At 58.7% G+C, this 18,139-nt stretch carries 17 protein-coding genes; 13 read left to right on the forward strand and 4 right to left on the reverse strand.

Annotated features, from left to right (window positions below; translation table 11 throughout):
- Positions 1-17 precede the first annotated feature (17 nt).
- The 7 genes from rsmI (at position 18) to HMPREF2698_RS07670 (ending at position 7,849) form a co-directional block, all read left to right on the forward strand.
- Entirely contained in the window at positions 18-866 is an 849-nt protein-coding gene (rsmI, locus tag HMPREF2698_RS07640; protein ID WP_070563378.1) for a 16S rRNA (cytidine(1402)-2'-O)-methyltransferase, read from the forward strand.
- Between the two features lie 38 nt (positions 867-904).
- Positions 905-1,969, forward strand: a complete 1,065-nt coding sequence (locus HMPREF2698_RS07645; protein WP_141748934.1) for a substrate-binding periplasmic protein — start codon at positions 905-907, stop codon at positions 1,967-1,969.
- The gene (locus tag HMPREF2698_RS07650; protein ID WP_141748935.1) at positions 1,953-3,263 is read left to right on the forward strand and encodes a hypothetical protein; all 1,311 of its coding nucleotides are present in this window, start codon (positions 1,953-1,955) and stop codon (positions 3,261-3,263) included. The genes HMPREF2698_RS07645 and HMPREF2698_RS07650 overlap by 17 nt, the downstream gene beginning before the upstream one ends.
- A 38-nt stretch (positions 3,264-3,301) precedes the next feature.
- Positions 3,302-4,435, forward strand: coding sequence for an MFS transporter (locus HMPREF2698_RS07655; RefSeq protein WP_168164025.1), 1,134 nt, complete (start codon positions 3,302-3,304; stop codon positions 4,433-4,435).
- 24 nt (positions 4,436-4,459) lie between these two features.
- The gene (metG, locus tag HMPREF2698_RS07660) at positions 4,460-6,292 is read left to right on the forward strand and encodes a methionine--tRNA ligase (RefSeq protein ID WP_070563518.1); all 1,833 of its coding nucleotides are present in this window, start codon (positions 4,460-4,462) and stop codon (positions 6,290-6,292) included.
- 5 nt (positions 6,293-6,297) lie between these two features.
- Positions 6,298-7,491, forward strand: coding sequence for an MFS transporter (locus HMPREF2698_RS07665; protein ID WP_070563390.1), 1,194 nt, complete (start codon positions 6,298-6,300; stop codon positions 7,489-7,491).
- A gap of 97 nt (positions 7,492-7,588) precedes the next feature.
- Complete coding sequence (locus HMPREF2698_RS07670; protein WP_070563393.1) at positions 7,589-7,849, forward strand: HigA family addiction module antitoxin; 261 nt, start codon at positions 7,589-7,591, stop codon at positions 7,847-7,849.
- A 183-nt stretch (positions 7,850-8,032) separates the two neighbouring features.
- Here HMPREF2698_RS07670 and HMPREF2698_RS07675 read toward each other — a convergent pair whose 3' ends face one another.
- Together HMPREF2698_RS07675 and HMPREF2698_RS07680 are read right to left on the reverse strand one after the other, a co-directional pair.
- A complete protein-coding gene (locus HMPREF2698_RS07675; RefSeq protein WP_070563396.1) occupies positions 8,033-8,536 on the reverse strand; it encodes a GNAT family N-acetyltransferase in 504 nt (167 codons plus the stop codon).
- Positions 8,537-8,544: 8 nt separating this feature from the next.
- Positions 8,545-9,039 carry a GNAT family N-acetyltransferase gene (locus HMPREF2698_RS07680; protein WP_083299263.1) on the reverse strand — a complete coding sequence of 165 codons (495 nt, stop codon included), beginning with the start codon at positions 9,037-9,039 and terminating at the stop codon, positions 8,545-8,547.
- Positions 9,040-9,063: 24 nt separating this feature from the next.
- On the opposite strand from HMPREF2698_RS07680, the gene HMPREF2698_RS07685 reads away from it, so the two are divergent.
- From HMPREF2698_RS07685 to HMPREF2698_RS07700, 4 genes are all read left to right on the forward strand, one after another.
- Positions 9,064-9,888, forward strand: a complete 825-nt coding sequence (locus tag HMPREF2698_RS07685) for a TatD family hydrolase (protein WP_070563399.1) — start codon at positions 9,064-9,066, stop codon at positions 9,886-9,888.
- A gap of 246 nt (positions 9,889-10,134) precedes the next feature.
- Positions 10,135-11,283, forward strand: a complete 1,149-nt coding sequence (locus HMPREF2698_RS07690) for a resuscitation-promoting factor (RefSeq protein ID WP_070531704.1) — start codon at positions 10,135-10,137, stop codon at positions 11,281-11,283.
- Positions 11,284-11,316: 33 nt separating this feature from the next.
- Positions 11,317-12,159, forward strand: a complete 843-nt coding sequence (gene rsmA / locus HMPREF2698_RS07695; protein ID WP_070531707.1) for a 16S rRNA (adenine(1518)-N(6)/adenine(1519)-N(6))-dimethyltransferase RsmA — start codon at positions 11,317-11,319, stop codon at positions 12,157-12,159.
- The gene (locus HMPREF2698_RS07700; protein WP_070563402.1) at positions 12,156-13,094 is read left to right on the forward strand and encodes a 4-(cytidine 5'-diphospho)-2-C-methyl-D-erythritol kinase; all 939 of its coding nucleotides are present in this window, start codon (positions 12,156-12,158) and stop codon (positions 13,092-13,094) included. Before rsmA ends, HMPREF2698_RS07700 begins: the two co-directional genes overlap by 4 nt.
- A gap of 27 nt (positions 13,095-13,121) precedes the next feature.
- Here the strand turns inward: HMPREF2698_RS07700 and HMPREF2698_RS07705 are convergent, their stop codons facing one another.
- On the reverse strand, positions 13,122-14,432 hold the full coding sequence (locus tag HMPREF2698_RS07705; protein ID WP_070563405.1) for a hypothetical protein: 1,311 nt from the start codon (positions 14,430-14,432) through the stop codon (positions 13,122-13,124).
- A gap of 91 nt (positions 14,433-14,523) precedes the next feature.
- Between HMPREF2698_RS07705 and HMPREF2698_RS07710 the strand changes: the two genes are divergently transcribed.
- A complete protein-coding gene (locus HMPREF2698_RS07710; RefSeq protein WP_070563408.1) occupies positions 14,524-16,359 on the forward strand; it encodes an ABC-F family ATP-binding cassette domain-containing protein in 1,836 nt (611 codons plus the stop codon).
- A gap of 36 nt (positions 16,360-16,395) precedes the next feature.
- Here the strand turns inward: HMPREF2698_RS07710 and HMPREF2698_RS07715 are convergent, their stop codons facing one another.
- Positions 16,396-17,310 (reverse strand): AEC family transporter, encoded by a 915-nt coding sequence (locus HMPREF2698_RS07715; protein ID WP_070563410.1) that lies wholly within the window; start codon positions 17,308-17,310, stop codon positions 16,396-16,398.
- 157 nt (positions 17,311-17,467) lie between these two features.
- On the opposite strand from HMPREF2698_RS07715, the gene HMPREF2698_RS07720 reads away from it, so the two are divergent.
- Complete coding sequence (locus HMPREF2698_RS07720) at positions 17,468-18,058, forward strand: hypothetical protein (RefSeq protein ID WP_070520808.1); 591 nt, start codon at positions 17,468-17,470, stop codon at positions 18,056-18,058.
- Positions 18,059-18,139: the final 81 nt, after the last annotated feature.

The following is an 18,139-nucleotide window of genomic DNA, read 5'->3' on the forward strand; positions in this document are numbered from 1 at the left end:
GTGCCATGCTGGGGAGTATGAGTCTTCAGCTTGAACCCTTGCCGCGTGGGGTCATCCTTGCCGCCACGCCGCTCGGAAACCCCGGTGACGCTTCAGCCCGCTTAATGCAAGCTTTGGGTCACGCAGATGTCATTGCCGCGGAAGATACTCGCCGCGTTCGCAATCTGGCCCAGGCATTAGGGGTGGAGATCCGCGGCAGGGTGGTGTCCAATTTCGACCACAACGAAGAGGAGCGTTCGCGCGCTCTCGTCGCCGCCGCCCGGACCGGGACAGTGCTCGTGGTGTCCGACGCCGGTATGCCCCTGGTGTCTGATCCTGGACACTCCATCGTCACCGCAGCAGTGGAGGCAGGCGTGCCCGTGACCTGCTTCCCAGGGCCCTCGGCGGTGCCGACGGCTCTTGCGCTGTCTGGTTTGGGGGTGGGGCATTTTCTCTTCGATGCCTTCCCACCGCGCAAGCCTGGGCCGCGCAAGGCGTGGCTGGAGTCCTTGGTGGGGGAGCAGCGCGCGATTGCGTTCTTCGAGTCCCCGCACCGTTTGGCACAGACGCTTGGCGACGCCTCTGAGATTCTCGGCGCCGACCGTCGCGCGGCTGTGTGCCGAGAGCTGACGAAGACCTACGAGGAGATTAAGCGAGGCTGCCTAGGCGAGCTCGCGGAGTGGGCTGAAGAGAATGCGCGGGGTGAAATCACCGTAGTAATCGAGGGCGGTGAGGCCGCGCCCGTGTCGATGGAGACCCTTGTTGAGCAGGTCCGCGCAGAAGTAGAGCGGGGTGTGCGTGCTAAGGATGCGTGCAAGAAGGCGGCGGCGGGAACGGCATGGTCCAACCGTGAGCTCTATGATGCGTACCTTGCTGCTCGTGGTTAGCAGGGGTAAAAATTTAATTCATACGATAAAGTATTTGCTTGAGGGAAAAACGCGATCTTTGCTATCGTTTTGCCGTGCCACCATTGAAAGATAAGAAGAAAACTCGCTGGATTCGCTTGGTTTTTGGAGTCGTCTGCATTCTATCGGTGTTGGCGTCATTATTAATGCTGCGGCTTCAACCTCCCCGCGCGGCTCAGTCTGTGCAGATCAAAACATCAGATTGGGATCCGTATGTCACGACTAGTGATGAAAACGGCGGCGTTGTTGGCGACATTGTTCTGTCAGTTTTGGCGAGTAGTGGTTACAACGGTCAGGTTTCCTTTGACACATGGGATAGTGGCCTCCAGAAAGTACAAGAAGGAACTGTATTCGGCGTTTTCCCAATGGTGAAATCTGCTTCGCGCCTGGAAAATTACGAATACTCTGATCCCCTTGTTGACTATCGGTATGTCCTATTCAAGCGGAAGGATTACAACGTTACCCAGGCGATGCAACGTGGTGATTTTAACGGTGTACGTATTGGAAAAATTGACGGCTATGACTATTGGGCAGAGCTTGATAACTCAGGTGCAGAATTTAGCAACTACTCCTCGCCGGCTGAGGGTTTTAAAGCTCTTCAGAATGAAGAAGTGGATCTTCTCGCGGAATCCGATCTCGTAGGCAACGCTATTCTTAGGAGTGCGGCCTTCGAAGGTGATTCAGGGATGTTCGACATTCTTGAAGGTAATGCGGCAGCTCTTTCTTCTGAAGACAGTGTTCATTTCTTGATTCGGAAAAACAAGCAATCGAGAGCTGTAATCGATAGGTTCAATAAATCCCTGGCTGAGTATAAAAAGACCGATCGATATAGAGAGCAAATCTCCATGCTGAAAGGTGTACCAGAAAGAGTGAGGCTTATCGGTGATGGATTGATTGACATACGTGACGAATCAGGCAAATTGCTTGGCAGTTTGCCAGCTGGAGTATCAGCTCAAGTGCTTGTTTGGCCGGATGACCTCAAAGAGGGGCAGGAAGTAAAAATCAAGATGCTCACCGGACCTTTGGTTGGGCGAACTGGTTTTGTGAATCTTGAAAGTGTGGAAGTCAATGACGTACAAGGCTAGTTTCCGATTAGTTTCGCCGCTGCGCGTTGATTGCTTAACCCAACCCGGAGTTGAATATCGTGATGGAGATTCTGCCCGACGCTTTTGGGAGTCAGTCGCTCGTGAATCTGGGACTATTTATGCGCGCAAGGTTCCGCAAGCAGGATCGCTACAATATGAATCAGCGCAGAGCATTGATATTCAGAATGATATCGCCGTGGTGAAGGACAAGGTTCAAGTCGAAAAGTCGTTTTATCGAAGTCAGGAACCGACAGTAGAAATCAGTTCTGTTGAGTGGAGCCTCTGTGATTTCGGTATCCTGCTTTCTGAAATCGAACTGGCTGTGGGGATTGAAGGGAAAACGGCCTCGTCAATTGAACAACTTGTGCAGAAGGTCGCTACGCGAATTAACCAAGAGCTCATCGCCCGCATTTATGACGAATTGCGCGACGTGATTAAACAACATGATGGCTACGAGGAATTCGTGTTGTTCCAGGGCGATACGCCCATGGAAGATGCCTGGGCGTCGCGAGCACTGATTTTTGACCCATCAGAGTCCGAATATGCAGAACTTCAAAGTGACTTTGCCTTGGAATGGCTGGGAAACACTAAAGGTAAGAGAGGGATTGTTGAATCGCTGAAACAGCGGAAGATTAGCCACACTGCGGACTGGATGAATTACATTTATCTGAGGGAAACTGCTGACAACAGGGGTGAGATGCAGGAGATGTGGAAGGCGCTTGTGCGTGCACAGTTCTTCTATGCTGCTACGGGTAGAAGCGATTCGAATCTCATGAATATCCTGTCTTGGGCCATGTCCCAATCTTCCGATATTTCAACTAGCAAGCTTCGAGCGAAACTGCGGCAGGAGATGGATTTTGCTGAAGCCTTGTTTCTCAAGAAAACGGAAGTGGGTAAATACGTTAATCCAATGTCGAGATTGGAGACGACGCGCATTCTTGAGGTTTGGGATTATTACGAAGTATTGGAGAATCCTGTACAAACCAAGCTGCGTATTTGCCAGACGAGACTTGACGATATTGATGGAGAACGAGCTCGGTCTGCGAGCTTTTTCACGGACTTAATCCTTATGGTGATTGGTGTAACTTCAATCTTAGGGACAATGTTGGCAGTGGTCAGTTTGGGCCGGAGTACTTCTGCCGATCCTGATCAAACTATCTATGATCTAGGTGCGGGTGACCTGACTACGTGGATTGCTACTCAACCCGTCGACGTCATTCTTCTTATATCAACCATAGTTTCGGTTCTCATGGTTATCGCATTCGTAGTTGCTCGTAAGAAAAGCGAGTCTTGATGGGGACGAGAACGCGATACGGAGTAATTGTACTGGCTTTGGAAGTCCAGTTCTGGTTTCCAGTTTGGTTGCTTTTCCTCTTAGAACGTGGAATTACCACCGAGGAGGCCTCTATAGCCGATGGGGTTTTCCGCTTGATTGCGACGGCCCTTGAGGTTCCTGTCGGATGGTTTTCAGATCGCATTGGCCGGAAGAAGTCCCTTTATCTAGCTCTTATTGGTACGTTTATTACATTCCTTCTTATCGCCTATGTGAATGACTTACCTAGCTTGTTTATTGCATGGAGCGTGTGGGGCCTTGTGTGGGCTCTTGTTTCGGGCTTGCTTACGGCCTATGGCTGGGAGATAGGCAGCCAAATAGAAGGTGGTGGTCCTACCACCGCAGCCGAGTTCATTCGTATACGCAGAGTGTGCGCAGCGATCGCGATGATTGTTTCGTTGGTATCGGCAGGAGCGCTGTTCGAACTGTCTCCAGCGCTTCCATTTGTTATTACAGCTGTAGTAGCTGCAGCTGTAATTCCTGTTGCGTGGGGCTTGCCTGATATCGATCAGCATGTGCGTCAAATTGGGCCGAAACGTATTTCAACAGAAAATTTGCCTTCAGGAGAGATTCTCTGGGCAATTGTGGCCGGTAGCATAGTGCTGATCAGCGGATGGAGTATCCAAATGGTCTTTCAACCGCTTGGGTTGGAAGCATCATTGACTGCTGAGGAGATCTCCTTCCTCTTTGCCGGTTTTGGCGTGGCGCAGTTGGCAGGCGCATGGCTTGTGGGAAAGCTCCCCTTTTCGAGACGAACTGTGCTAGTTACGTCTGTAGCGGGAATTGCGTTTATATGCTTAGGCGTGTGGTTTGGGTTCAAACTCGATGTTGATGTTTGGGCTCCTTTTGTATTGCTTGTTTCGCTAGGTATTTTTTATTCGGTCGGCACTGCTTACTGCGACATTTGGGTTTCAGAGCTGTCATCTACGAGCAACCGCGCTACCATGCTGTCCTTCGTTTCATTAGTAGGCGGAGTGGTGATGATCTTCACTCGGCCGCTGTTGGGTTTCATTTCGGGGGGAATAAGCGCTGCTACTGCGTGTGGAGTTTGGGGTGCGGTATGTCTTGTATTGACGGTCGGGCTATGGCTTCTGCTTGTAAAGAAGACCTCAGAGCCAGTTCGTAAGTGCTAAACCTCTCAAAGTAGAGTGGTGTCCATGAAGAATCCAGTTGTCGTTAATGTTGCTTGGCCCTATGCCAACGGACCCCGCCACATCGGACACGTGGCGGGCTTCGGTGTTCCTTCCGACGTGTTCGCCCGATTCCAGCGAATGCGTGGCAACGACGTCCTCATGGTTTCCGGTACCGATGAACACGGCACCCCGCTGCTGGTTCAGGCGGACAAGGAAGGCGTGACGGTGCGTGAGTTGGCGGATCGCTACAACCGTCAGATCGTCACCGACCTGGCTGGGCTCGGCTTGTCTTATGACCTCTTTACCCGCACCACGACGCGCAACCACTACGCGGTGGTGCAGGAGCTGTTCAAGGGACTCTACGAGAACGGCTACATGATTAAGGAGACCACCCAAGGTGCGATCTCGCCGTCCACTGGCCGCACTTTGCCGGACCGTTATATTGAGGGCACCTGCCCGCTGTGTGGCGCCGATGGCGCGCGCGGTGACCAGTGCGATAACTGCGGTAACCAGCTCGATCCGGTGGACCTGATTAACCCAGTATCCAAGATCAACGGCGAGACCCCGGAGTTTATTGACACCGAGCACTTCCTGCTGGACCTGCCTGCGGTCAAGGAGGTCCTCGAAGAGTGGTTGAAGACTCGTGAGGATTGGCGCCCCAACGTTCTCAAGTTCTCCCTCAACCTGCTGGAGGACATGCGCCCGCGCACCATGACCCGAGACATCGACTGGGGAATTCCCATTCCAGTCGAGGGCTGGGAGGACAATGGTGCGAAGAAGCTCTATGTGTGGTTCGACGCGGTCATTGGTTACCTGTCTTCTTCCATCGAGTGGGCACACCGCACCGGCAACCCGGACGCGTGGAAGGATTACTGGCAGAACCCGCAGGCGCGCCACTACTACTTCCAGGGCAAGGACAACATCACCTTCCACTCCCAGATCTGGCCAGCGGAGCTCTTGGGCTATGCGGGTAAGGGCTCCAAGGGCGGTGAGCTGCACACCTATGGTGAGCTCAACCTGCCGACGGAAATCGTGTCTTCGGAGTACCTGACCATGTCTGGGTCCAAGTTCTCCTCTTCCAAGGGCGTCGTTATCTACGTCAAGGACTTCCTTGAGGAGTTTGGTCCTGACGCGCTGCGCTACTTCATTGCCGTTGCCGGTCCGGAAAACAATGACACCGACTTCACCTGGGATGAGTTCGTGCGCCGCATTAACAACGAGCTTGCCAACGGCTGGGGCAACCTGGTCAACCGCACCGTGTCGATGGCCCACAAGAACTTCGGCGAGGTCCCGGCTCCGGCCGCGTTGGAGCAGGCAGACAAGGACATTCTGTCCCTCGCAGAGGAGACCTTCACCACCGCCGCGGGCTTCCTCGAGCAGTCCAAGTTTAAGCAGGCCATGACCGCCATCATGCACGTGGTGGGTGAGGCCAATGCCTACGTCGCTGCTATGGAGCCGTGGAAGCTGGCCAAGGATGAGACCCAACGCGAGCGCCTAGCCACGGTGTTGTGGACCGCGCTGCAGGTGGTCTCCGATTGCAACGTGATGCTGACCCCGTTCCTGCCGTTTACCGCCCAAAAGGTGCACGAGACCCTGGGCCGCGAGGGAGTGTGGGCCGCGCAGCCGCGCATCGAGGAAGTGGCGGATGACATGCCGGTTGAACTCGTTGGTGTTAACCTTCCGCCGGAGAATCACCCGTACCCGATCATCACGGGTGACTATTCTGCGCAGCAGGCCGCGTGGAAGCGATTCGACATAACCCCGGGTACCGCGCTGCAGAAGCCGAAGCCGCTGGTGGCTAAGCTTGACCCAGAGCTCGGTGAGACCGGCCCTGAGTGGGCCCCGGTTCAGAAGTAGAAGGGGTGGGTTTGGCGTTTCGGCGCACACTTGCGCCTGTCCTACTCTTCACAGTTGTTTGCCTGACCGCGCTGAACCTGCGCTCCGGTATTGCTTCGGTGGCACCGGTGCTGGGGCAGATCCAAGACTTCTTTGGAATCAGCTCTGGGCAGGCAGGCTTGTTGACCGCACTGCCGGGGCTGTGTTTTGCCGCCATGGGGTTGGCGGCGGTTCCCATCGCGCGCCGCGTGGGCCTAAGCCGAACCCTAGCCGGCGGCACGGTGGCCTTGGTTGCGGGGCTCGGCCTGCGTCCATGGGTCAGTAGCTTTCCGCTTTTCGTCGCGCTTACTCTGTGCGTTGTTGCCGGCATCGCGCTGGCAAATGTGCTGCTTCCTGCATGGATCAAGCAACATGGGTCGGGCCGCACGTTGGTGGCGCTGATGACCACCTACACCACGATGTTGGGCGTTTCCAGCGCCCTCGGCCCATTGTCCGCGGTGACACAAAAATCGTGGCAAGGTGCGTTGTGGATTTGGTGCCTGCCCGCCATCGCCCAGCTGGTGGCGTGGATAGTGGTCCTACCTAAGGCCGGCAAGGACGTCGCCCACGGCACGGTTGATGGCGCGGACGCACAACGCCCCATGTTCACCTCGCCCACAGCGGTGGCCATGCTCTTTTTCTTCGGTTTGCAGTCCACCATGGCCTATGTACAGATGGGGTGGCTGCCGCGCATGCTGGTAGAAAAAGGCGTGAGTGAGAACACCGCCAGTGTGGCGCTCGCTGTCATCGGAGTCTTCAATATTCTCGGTGGCGTAGTCATGCCGTGGCTCATCTCGCGTCTTAACCGCCTTACTCCCGTTCCCGTGGTGCTTTCTTTGTGCACGTGTGCCGGGTGGGGTGGAGTGCTGGTGGCTGCCGACGCCGCCCCCTTGGTCTGGGCCTCATTGATGGGGATCGGCGGTATGTGCTTCCCATTGGCGCTTGCTCTGCTCACTGCCCGCACGCGCACCGCGCTCACCACGGCGCGGCTCTCCGGCTTCGTTCAGCCGGGCGGCTACGTCTTGGCGGGCCTCGTACCGCTGTCCGTGGGAGTGGTGCGCGGGGCCACCGGGGATTGGACCGCTGTGCTCATTGGTCTCATGGTGCTCTGTTTCTGCATGCTGGTCGCGGGCCTGCGTGCGACGACGCGTGTTTACATCGACGACGAGCTCGCTGCCTAGCTGGTTCTCGACGGTATACTGCCTGTAGAGCAGAGGAGGTTGAGATCGTTGACTACCACTAACAAGCTCCCCCCCGGTACACCCAGGTGAAATCCTTATGGAGGACTTTCTCAAGGACATGGGGATTACCCAACACAAACTCGCTGTTTCGATAGGGGTCCCGCCTCGACGTATTAACGAAATCGTCCACGGAAAGCGGGCTATTACCGCCGATACGGCTCTTCGTTTGGCTAAATATTTTGGAATGTCCCCACAGTTCTGGCTGGGGCTGCAGACTCACTACGATTTGGATGTCGCGGAAGACAAAATTCTTGCTGAGTTGGACGATATTGTGCCGCTTCAGGCAGCGTTGGCTTAACTTGTGCGCTGGGAGTGACTGAGCAGCACAGTGTGAGTCTCTTGGGTTGAAACTGCCGTTGTTGCCAAAGTTTCCCGCTTCGCCTCAGGATCTGGCCAGATCTTTGGCAACAATGGCAGTGCCGTCACTGAGGTGGGGCGTAGGGCAGTGCCGTCACTGGGGTGGGGCGGCAATCAAGCCGCTTTAGGAGCGGTTGAAGTCGCGCTGCAGGTGCACCAGCCCTAGCCGCACGCCGTCCTTGGTGTGGATATTGGGCATGCGGCCAGTCTCCACAAAACCGAACTTCTTGTGTAGGGCGATGGAGGACTCGTTGGTGTCCACGATGTAGGTGATCATCGTCTCCACGTAGTCATTTTCCTTTGCGTGATCCATGAGCGTGTCCATGAGCTCGCTGCCCACGCCCTTGCCGCGCGCTGATTCCGCGATGTAAATGGAGTCCTCTGCCGTGCCGTAGTAGATGGCTGGGGTGACGAATTGGAAGTAGGCGGCCCAACCGACAATTTCGTCGTCGTCCACGGCGACATAGACCGGATAGTTGTCCTTTTCCATCTGCGCCAGCCACTTCTCGCGGTCCTCTACGGACTCCTGCCATGTGACGAGGTTGGCGGCCGGTTTCGCGGCGGAGGCGGAGTTGTAGATGGCGGCGATTGCGGAGGCGTCGGCAAGCTCTGCGGGACGGACGTGCATGATGTTCCTTAAACCATGAGTTGCAAGTGGGTGAGGTCTATCCAGCGCCCAGCTTTGCGGCTGACTTCTTTTAACGTTCCTACAGTGGCAAAGCCGAACTTTTCATGCAACTTGATGGATGCGGCGTTGTCCGCCACGATGAGTGCCAGCAGCGTATGGACCTGCTCTGCCTCGCGGGCATGCTCAACGACTGCACCGAGCAAGCGCGTGCCCACCCCGCGGCCGTGCGCTGCGGGATCAACGTAGATCGTGGTCTCGTAGCATCCCAGCCACACCTTGGGATCGCGGTAGGGGCGGTAGAGAGCCCAGCCCAAGTACGTGCCGTCGTCAGTGAAAGCCACGAAGCAGGGGCAGCCGTCGCGGCGTAGCTGGTGGAGATACTCGGTGCGCTCTTCCACCGTGGCGGGTTCGCTGCGAAAGATGAAGTGGGTCTCTCGGATGGCCCAATTCAGCGTGGCGGTCATCGCGGGGACGTCGGCGTCCGTCGCTTCACGGATAATCATGCGCGCAAGACTACACTCGCAGCCATGTCTAAGAAGAAGCCACGCCCCACGCCCGTTCCCGCCGAAGGTTTGAGCCAGCTTATCGACGCCCACACGCACCTCGCCTCCTGCCGCGACGCTGACGCCGACCTCGTTGAGCGTGCTCGTGCTGCGGGTGTTGAGCGCATCGTCACTGTGGGTGATGGCCTAGCGGAGGCGGAGAAGGCTTTGGCCGCGGCGCAGGAATTCGACAACGTGTATGCCGCGTGCGCCATTCACCCCACTAAGGCGGCTGAACTTGATGAGGCTGCTCGTTTGCGCTTGAGCGAGATGGCTGCGGATCCGCGCTGCGTGGCCATCGGGGAGACAGGCTTAGATACCTATTGGATTCACCACGAGCCGGAAACCACCGCGCCCCTCGAAGTGCAGGAAGAGGCTCTTCGTTGGCACGCGGAATTGGCGGCCAAGGTGGGAAAGACGCTTATGATCCACAACCGCGAGGCCGATGAGGACCTCATGCGTGTGCTGGGGGATTGCCCCAGGCCGCCGACGGTGATGCTGCACTGCTTTTCCTCGCCGCTCGCCGTGGCCAAAGAAGCCCTTGAGCGCGGCTATGTTCTGTCTTTCGCCGGCAACGTTACTTTCAAGCGTAATGAGGAGATGCGCCAGGCCGCTGCCATTGCCCCAGCTGGGCAACTGCTGATTGAAACGGATGCGCCGTACATGACGCCGGAGCCTTTCCGGGGTGCGCGTAATGAGCCCTCCTTGATTGGGCACACGTACCGTTGCGTGGCGCAGGCGCGTGGTCAAGAAGTGGAAGACCTCGCGGCGGAGGTGGCCACGACCTTCGCGCGGGTCTTTGGCGTGTGAGGATTTTCACTTTATCTAAAGGTGCTGCTCAGTGGTGGCGCACGTGTTTGTTGTGACGAGTGTGCTGCTAGTGGCCGCGGCGCGTGAGTGCATTTCGTAAGTTACGTTCTGTTACCGTATTGTTATTCAAAGTTAGTCCGGTATTGATGTCGCCGGCAGGCGCGCGTGGGGCGCGCCGAGACAGGTGTTCAGAATGCGGGTTCCTGCATTGTGAACACGAAGCATCGTGAAGACGAGTAAAGGTTTATGTCCCCGAAGAAGCAGATCAAGCGAATCAACAATTCCCGCTCTTTGCCGCTGCGCATGGCTACCGGTGGTGTGCTTGGCACCCTAGCCGTGGGCGGCGTCGTTGCCGTCAGCACGCAGAAGGACATCACACTTGACGTGAACGGCGAGACCACTCAGCTGGCCACCTTCGCCGGTGATGTCAACGCTGCCCTCGAGGCTGCCGGAGTCAACGTTGAGGGAGAAGACGTTGTCTACCCGGCCCTGTCGGAGCAGGTCGCTGACGGTGACTCGATCACCGTTCGCACTGCCAAGCCTGTCGCGGTTACCATCGATGGCGTCGAAAAGCAGCTCTCTTCCACCGATCTCACGGTGTCTGACCTGCTGGGCGGCCTCGATGGAATCGCCCCGGGTGCTGCCATCACTTCCGGTTCCAAGACCGTGGAGGAGGATGAAACGGTGACTGAGGGAATGAACCTTGAAGTGGTGTCCCCGAAGATCGTTAAGCTTACTGACGGCGGTTCCGTTTCCTATGCCAGCGTTGCGGCCAAGACTGTGGGGGACGTGCTCGAGGCTCGTGGAATCACGGTGGGCAAGGATGACCGCGTATCCCCAGCTCTGGATACGCCGGTGAAGGCCGGTACTGCCATTACCGTGGACCGCGTCGAGATCTCCGAAGAGGAAAAGACGGAGGACTTTGACGCGCCGGCTAATTATGTCGATGACCCAGAGCTCGAGGAAGGCACTGAGGAAGTCCGCGAGGAGGGAACCCCCGGTTCGCGCGCCGTGACCCGCAAGATTGTCAAGGTCAACGGCAAGGAAGAATCCAACGAGATTATCAAGGAAGACGTGCGCAGGGAGGCCGTTGCTGCCGTGATTGCGCGCGGAACCAAGCCGAAGTCCACCGCGCCGGCCGTTGCGGATGGCTCCGTGTGGGATTCCATCGCACAGTGTGAGGCAACCGGAAACTGGGCAATCAACACAGGCAATGGTTTCTCCGGTGGCCTGCAGTTCACCCCGTCGACCTGGGCTGCTTTTGGTGGCACCGAGTATGCCCCGGAGGCATGGCAGGCTTCTCGCGAGCAGCAGATCGCTGTGGCAGAGAAGGTTCAAGCCGCGCAGGGCTGGGGTGCATGGCCTGCGTGTACCGCCAAGCTCGGCCTGCGCTAAAGCTTACGAGCCACGCGTATTAGTCTGAGTGGTATGACTCAACCCCATCTGCTGGGCCCAGTGGAGATCCGCGAACTCGCCGCTGAGCTTGACGTGACACCGACGAAGAAGCTGGGCCAGAACTTTCTGCATGACCCGAACACCATCCGCCGCATCGTCGCTGCTGCCGACTTGTCCCCAGAGGACCGCGTGGTTGAGGTGGGCCCCGGGCTGGGCTCGCTGACCCTAGGTCTGTTGGGGGAAGTTGCGCACGTAACGGCCGTGGAAATTGACTCGCGTCTGGCTGGCAAACTCCCAGATACCGTGGCCGCGCGCGCAGCCGATTTTGCTGACCGTCTTTCGGTCGTGGAAAAGGATGCGCTCACCGTTGAGGCGGGCGAGTTGGGGGAACCCACCGCCTTGGTGGCCAACCTGCCCTATAACGTCGCGGTACCGGTTTTGCTCCACCTGCTGGAGGTCTACCCATCGATTCGCCGCGTTTTGGTCATGGTGCAGCTGGAGGTTGCTGAGCGCCTCGCCGCCGCGCCGGGCAACAAGGTCTATGGCATTCCTAGTGTGAAGGCATCTTTTTATGGCCCGGTTAGGCAAGCCGGGACAATCGGCAAGAACGTGTTTTGGCCGGCGCCGAAGATTGAGTCGGGCCTGGTGCGCATTGACTGCACCCGTCCCTTCGACGAGGCGCTGCGCCCGCGGCTTTTCGCGCTGATCGACGCCTCCTTTGCCCAACGCCGCAAGACCCTCCGCGCCGCCCTGGCGGGCTTTTATGGTTCCGCCGCGGCAGCCGAGGAAGCGCTGCGCGCGGCGAATATCGATCCGCGCCTGCGCGGCGAGAAGCTAGGCGTGGAGGATTTCGTTAGGTTGGCGGAAGCCTCATGAGCAAGACGGTAAACGAGTCTCCGCAGCTGTGGCAGGCGCGTGCCCACGCTAAGGTTAACCTGCACCTGGGTGTGGGCGAGGCCCGCGCGGATGGTTTCCACGAGCTGGCCACCGTGTTCCAATCCCTCGATGTACACGACCGCGTGAGCTACCGCTGGGGCGAGGGCTGTGCCGTGGAGGTCACGGGTAACCACGCGACAGGTGTGCCGGCATCGACCGAGAACCTGGCATGGCGCGCGGTGGAGCTGGTGACGAAAAACCTCATGCTACCGGCAGCTGGCACGCTCACGATGGAAAAGAACATCCCCGCTGCCGGCGGGATGGCCGGCGGGTCTGCCGATGCCGCCGCGGCCCTGCTTTTGGCCAATCACGCGCTGAGCGCTGAGTTTGGTCGTGAGCCTCTCAGCATGGAAAAGCTCTACGAACTCGCCGCGGAACTCGGCTCCGATGTGCCTTTTACCCTCATGGGCGGCACGGCTTTGGGACGCGGCCGCGGTGAGCTTCTGACTCCGATGCTTGCGCGTGGGCGCTATATCTGGGCGATCATCACCAATGCTGAGGGCTTGTCTACGCCGTCGGTATTCCACAAGCTGGATGAGCTGCGGGATGCCGGACGCGGAAGCGCCCCGCACCTCGATACTGAAGCCGTGGGCCAAGCCCTCGTAGGCGGCAACCCCCGTGAGCTCGCCGCAGTGATGCACAATGACCTCCAGCCAGCAGCGCTCTCGCTGCGCCCAGACTTGCGCAAGATTCTGGATACTGGTGAGGCCGCCGGTGCCCTCAAGGGAATTGTCTCCGGTTCTGGTCCTACCTGCGCCTTCCTCTGCGAAGACGAGGAGACCGCGCAGGAGGTGGTGGCCCAGGTGTGCGCCGATAACCGCGGTACTCGCGGATTGGTGACCCGCGGCCCAGCCACCGGCGCAACACTGGTCTAGCACTAGCAGGGTGAATGGTGGAGGCCCTTAGAGGACGGCCATCTCTACGGGCTTGACATCGAGCTTGTAGCGCTGTGGTTCTTGGTCGCCGAGGAGGTCAAGAACGACCAGTTCCTGCTTGTTTGCGTCGGTGACGTAGGCATAGCCGTTGGCTGCCTTCAGGATCGGCCCTGGTTGTTGCCACTCCTCGTTTTCCTTCCACTGGGAGATGGCGTCAATCTTCTTGGTTATCTCGCCGGAATCTGGGTCGATGATGTTGAGTGTGCCGTCGGTCGTGAGCACCAGTGCCTCGCCCAAGGGCCCGCGGGCCAAGGAACGGAACCAGTAGGACTCGCCGAGCTCGACCTTCGTGGCGGAGTAGTCCTCCGTATTGATGAGGGTCACTGAGGTGGGGCGCTCGAAGTCGGCATCTTTGTCGGTCTTGTTATCCGCCAGGATGATGTTGGATTCCTCTGATCCCGCGGAGTTGCCGGAGCGCTGGTAGCCGTCTTTGCCTGCATAGGCGGAAGCGTCGATCTTGTGGAATTCAGTTCCGTCGAAGACGATGGGCCCGTCCTCGCATCCGAAGAAGAGGGAGCCATTGCCAGCGGCAGCTTCGCCGTGAACACCAGGACACTCGGTGGTTTCCGCAAGGACCTTGCCAGACTTATCCACATGCTGGATGGTGTGGCGCTCATCTTCGGTGCCCTTCGTGGTGACCACGGAGCCGTCTTTCAGCGGAACCGCGACGCCGTGGTGCGCAGCACCTGTCTCGACGGTGTTGACCGGCTGGGCGTCTTCCTTGCCGAAGTCCTCGGTCTTGTAGATCTTTGCTACACCATCTCCGTCGGAGAAGAGCGCGGTAAAACCATCGTGGTGAACCACGTGGCCGGCGTGAGGTGCGTCGATGGAAGCGTCGTCAAGCTGCGGCTGAGCCGCGTAGTAGTGCTTGTGATCTCCGTGTGGCTTGGTGATGCGCCCGGTGTCGTAGGTGAGGAAGCTATCGCCTTTGGTCACCATGATGTGGCGGTTATCGCCGGCATCGCTAAGCCGGAGAAATGCTTTCAGTTCTTCGTTGTCGATGACCTCACCGGTCTCTCCATCGAGCGTGGTGAGGCCGTCCTTGTGGGAGATGAGGACACGGGGAGGAAGCTCTGCCACCTCGGTTTCGCCAGCAGAGGCTTCGAAGCCGTCATGGCTGTGCTCTCCGTTATGGCCTTCACCGTGTTCGTCATGCGCGTGGGAGGCTTCAGCGCTGGAGGGAGACGGAGCGTCATTGCTCTCGGGGGAGGAGCAGGAGGACAGGGTGAGGATGCTTGCGGAAAGTGCGGCGCACAGGATGAGGTGTTCTTTTTTCATGGTGTTGCAGAGTATTGGAAATGAAAATCGATAGCAATAAAGGTAATGGTGCGGGGGTAACCGGGCTGAGGCACTAAGATGGACTCTCGATATGGCGAACCTCATTAACCTGGAAAATGTAACCAAGTCCTTTGGTCTGAAGACCCTGCTGGACGGGGTCTCCCTCGGTGTTCAAACCGGTGACCGCATCGGCATCGTCGGCGTCAACGGCGGCGGCAAGACCACGCTGCTGGAGGTCCTCACCGGCATTGAGCCACCGGACGCGGGCCGCGTATCCCATAACTCTGACCTGCGCATGGCGGTGGTGACCCAACGCTTCGAGCTGGAGGAGTCCCTCACCATCGCCCAGGTCATCATTGAGCCGCTCGGGCTGGAAACCTTCGAGTGGGCATCCAACGCGAAGGTGCGCGATGTTCTCGGTGGCCTCGGCATCGTTGACCTGGGGCTGGACACTCCCGTTGGTTCACTTTCCGGTGGTGAGCGCCGTCGCGTCAACCTTGCTGCTGCGCTCGTTCAAGACCTCGACATCGTGGTGCTCGATGAGCCGACAAACCACCTTGACGTCGAGGGTGTGCAGTGGCTGGCCAGCCACCTGCTTTCGCGCAAACTGGCGGTGGTCGTTGTCACGCACGACCGTTGGTTCCTCGACACCGTCGCCACCACGACCTGGGAGGTGCACGATGGCGTAGTCGATGCCTACGAGGGCGGCTATAACGACTGGACTTTTGCCCGCGCTGAGCGCGCCCGCCAGGCTGATGCCATCGAGCAGCGCCGCCAGAATCTGGCGCGCAAAGAGCTGGCGTGGCTGCGCCGCGGGGCGCCTGCCCGTACCTCAAAGCCGCGCTACCGCATTGAGGCGGCTGAGGCACTCATCGCGGATGTTCCAGCGCCGCGCGACAAGGTCGAGCTCATGGCCTTTTCCAAGCAGCGCCAGGGGCGAGTCGTCATTGAGCTCGAGGACGCAAAGGTTACAACCCCGGACGGCCGCACGCTGGTAGATCACCTCACCTGGCGGCTGGCGCCGGGCGAGCGCATTGGCCTCGTCGGCGTTAATGGTTCCGGCAAGACCACGCTGCTGCGCGCGCTTGCTGGCGAAGTCGAGCTTGCCGCTGGCAAGCGCATTGAGGGCAAGACCGTGCGTCTGGGCTGGCTGCGCCAGGAGCTCGATGACCTGGATCCACAGCGCCGGCTTCTCGACGCTGTCGAAGACGTCGCCACCTACGTCCACCTGGGCAAGAAAGAGCTTTCTGCCTCTCAGCTGGCCGAGCGCCTGGGCTTTTCCGCCAAGCGCCAGCGCACACCCGTCGGTGATCTATCGGGCGGTGAGCGCCGCCGTTTGCAGCTGACCCGTGTGCTCATGGCGGAGCCAAACGTGCTGCTTCTCGACGAGCCCACGAACGACCTCGACATCGATACCCTCCAAGAGCTTGAATCCTTGCTGGACTCGTGGCCGGGAACCTTGGTAGTTATTTCTCACGACCGTTACCTCATCGAGCGCATCGCGGACAACACCTATGCGCTGTTTGGGGATGGCAAGCTCACCAACCTGCCGGGCGGAATCGAGGAGTACTTGCGCCGCCGCCAGGAGATGGAAGCCGCCACCGCCGGCGGTGTGCTCGACTTGGGCGAGGCCTCGAAGAACGCCGACGGTCAGCGTACGGAAACCGCCCCAGTTAAACGGCTGAGTTCCCAGGAAGAACGCGAGCTGACCAAGAAGATGAACGCGCTCGAGCGCAAGATGGGCAAGCTCGACGACAAGACGGCGAAGCTGAATGAAAAAATGGCGCAGGCCGCGGAGAAGATGTCTTCCGGAGAGGGAGACAGCGGCGAGCTGGCCAAGCTCGACGCCGACCTCAAAGCGGTGGCCGCCGAGCGCGAGGAGCTAGAGATGGAATGGCTGGAGCTAGGGGAGAAGCTGGAAGGCTAGTGTTCGACGGCTAGTGCTCGCCAGCGAGGGTCAGCTCTACCCGAAGAATGCTGCGATGGCGAGCATGGCCGGCAAGGAGAGAAAAGTGGTGAGGAAGACCGTATCGCGCGCCACCGTCTCTCCCGATTGGTAGGTCGCGGCGTAGTTATAAACATTCTGCGCGGTCGGAAGCGCAGACAAGATGAGTACCGCGTATAGCTCCTTGCCGCTCAGGCCCAAGGCTAGGCCCGTCGCCAAGGCGATGGCTGGCATGGCTACGAGCTTGAGCACGGTGGCGGTCATGGTTGGCAGGCGGTCGCTAGCCAGCAACCCGTCTCCGGTGAGGGAAGCGCCGAAACTCATCAGGATCATCGGGATGGAAGCCCCGCCGAGGATCTCGAGGGGAGCCATGATGACTTCGGGTACCTTCCAGCCAGCCGCAGAAACGATGAAACCGGCGACGGCAGCGATGACAACCGGCGCCGTGAGCCCGGAAAACACAGAGCTGCTTATCGAACGCAGGCTTGTCCCCTGTGCATTGAGACCGGCGATGATGAAGGGGGAGAGTACTGCCATCTGGAGTACGAGTGCTGGCACCACAAAGGTGGCATCACCGATGACATAGGTGGCGATGGGCAGCCCGATGTTGACGGAGTTGTAGTAGCTGGCTGCGGCCGCTCCGGCCATCGTCTCTGCCCCGCTCCGCCGGAAGAACAGCGCGCTGAGCACCGCATACAGGGCCATCGTGGCGACCGAGGCAATCGCGATGACAGCGACAACCGGAGACATAAAGGCAGAGGTATCCGAGGTGGCCACGCTGGAGAAGATGAGCGCCGGAGTCGCAGCCCAGAACGCTGTGCGGTTGAACTGCAGGCGCGCCTCACCGTGGCCGATAACGCCCCGGTGACCCAGAAAGAACCCCACACCGATAACCACAAAAATGATGGCAAATCCGGTTAAGACATCCAGCACCAGTGATCAACCTCTCGAAGAATCCTAAAAGCAAGTCTCCGGTCATTCTTCCACGCCGGTCCTTTCCACCGGCAGCTGATAACAAAGTGATATCGAAAATGCCGTATGACCGGGAAGTCTTTTTCAAGGCGGGCGGACTTATGGCACGGTGGTAGTTATGAATTCTTTGCGTCGTGTTTCCCGCCTGTCCGCTACCTCCGCCGTGGCAGTATCCCTCACCGCCCTTCTTTCGGTCTCCGCGGCCCAGGCCGCCCCGGCTAACCCATCGTCCGCACAGCCCCAGGAACTGAACCAGCTGTCTTCCCAGGCTATGGAGCAGGTCAACTCCTTTGAAGTCGAGCTTCCTGCGCAGGCTTATGACCTGGCTAAGCAGTACAACGTCCAGCTGCCGGACTTCATCAAGAAGCCGACCCCGGCGGTGGCCGATGAGCTCGTTGGCGCAACCCATGCCCACCTGATTAAGCAGGGCCACCACGAAGATGCCAACGCCAAGAACATCGCCCAGGAGTGGGCAAACCAGGCTGCGGCCGGCAAGGTTACCTTCCAGGACAATGCAGGCGATGGCCTGACTCATTTGGAAGAGGGCAGCGGTAACATTTACAAGCTCACGGAGCAGGAAGCTAAGGATCGCGTGAACTGGCTCAACCGCGATGTTCCTGTGACCAAGACTGACGGCACCGGCTTCGGCGTTGCGCAGGCCTTCGACGGCACCCACGTCTACGTTGCGGAGTACTTCTTCAACAAGTAGACCTTCACGCGGCCAATGATAAGCCGCTATTACAGAAGGCCCTGCCTGTAGCGGCAGGGCCTTCTGCACGTTTTCGCGGAG

The organism is Corynebacterium sp. HMSC072A02, assembly GCF_001810085.1.
GTDB lineage: Bacteria > Actinomycetota > Actinomycetes > Mycobacteriales > Mycobacteriaceae > Corynebacterium > Corynebacterium hesseae.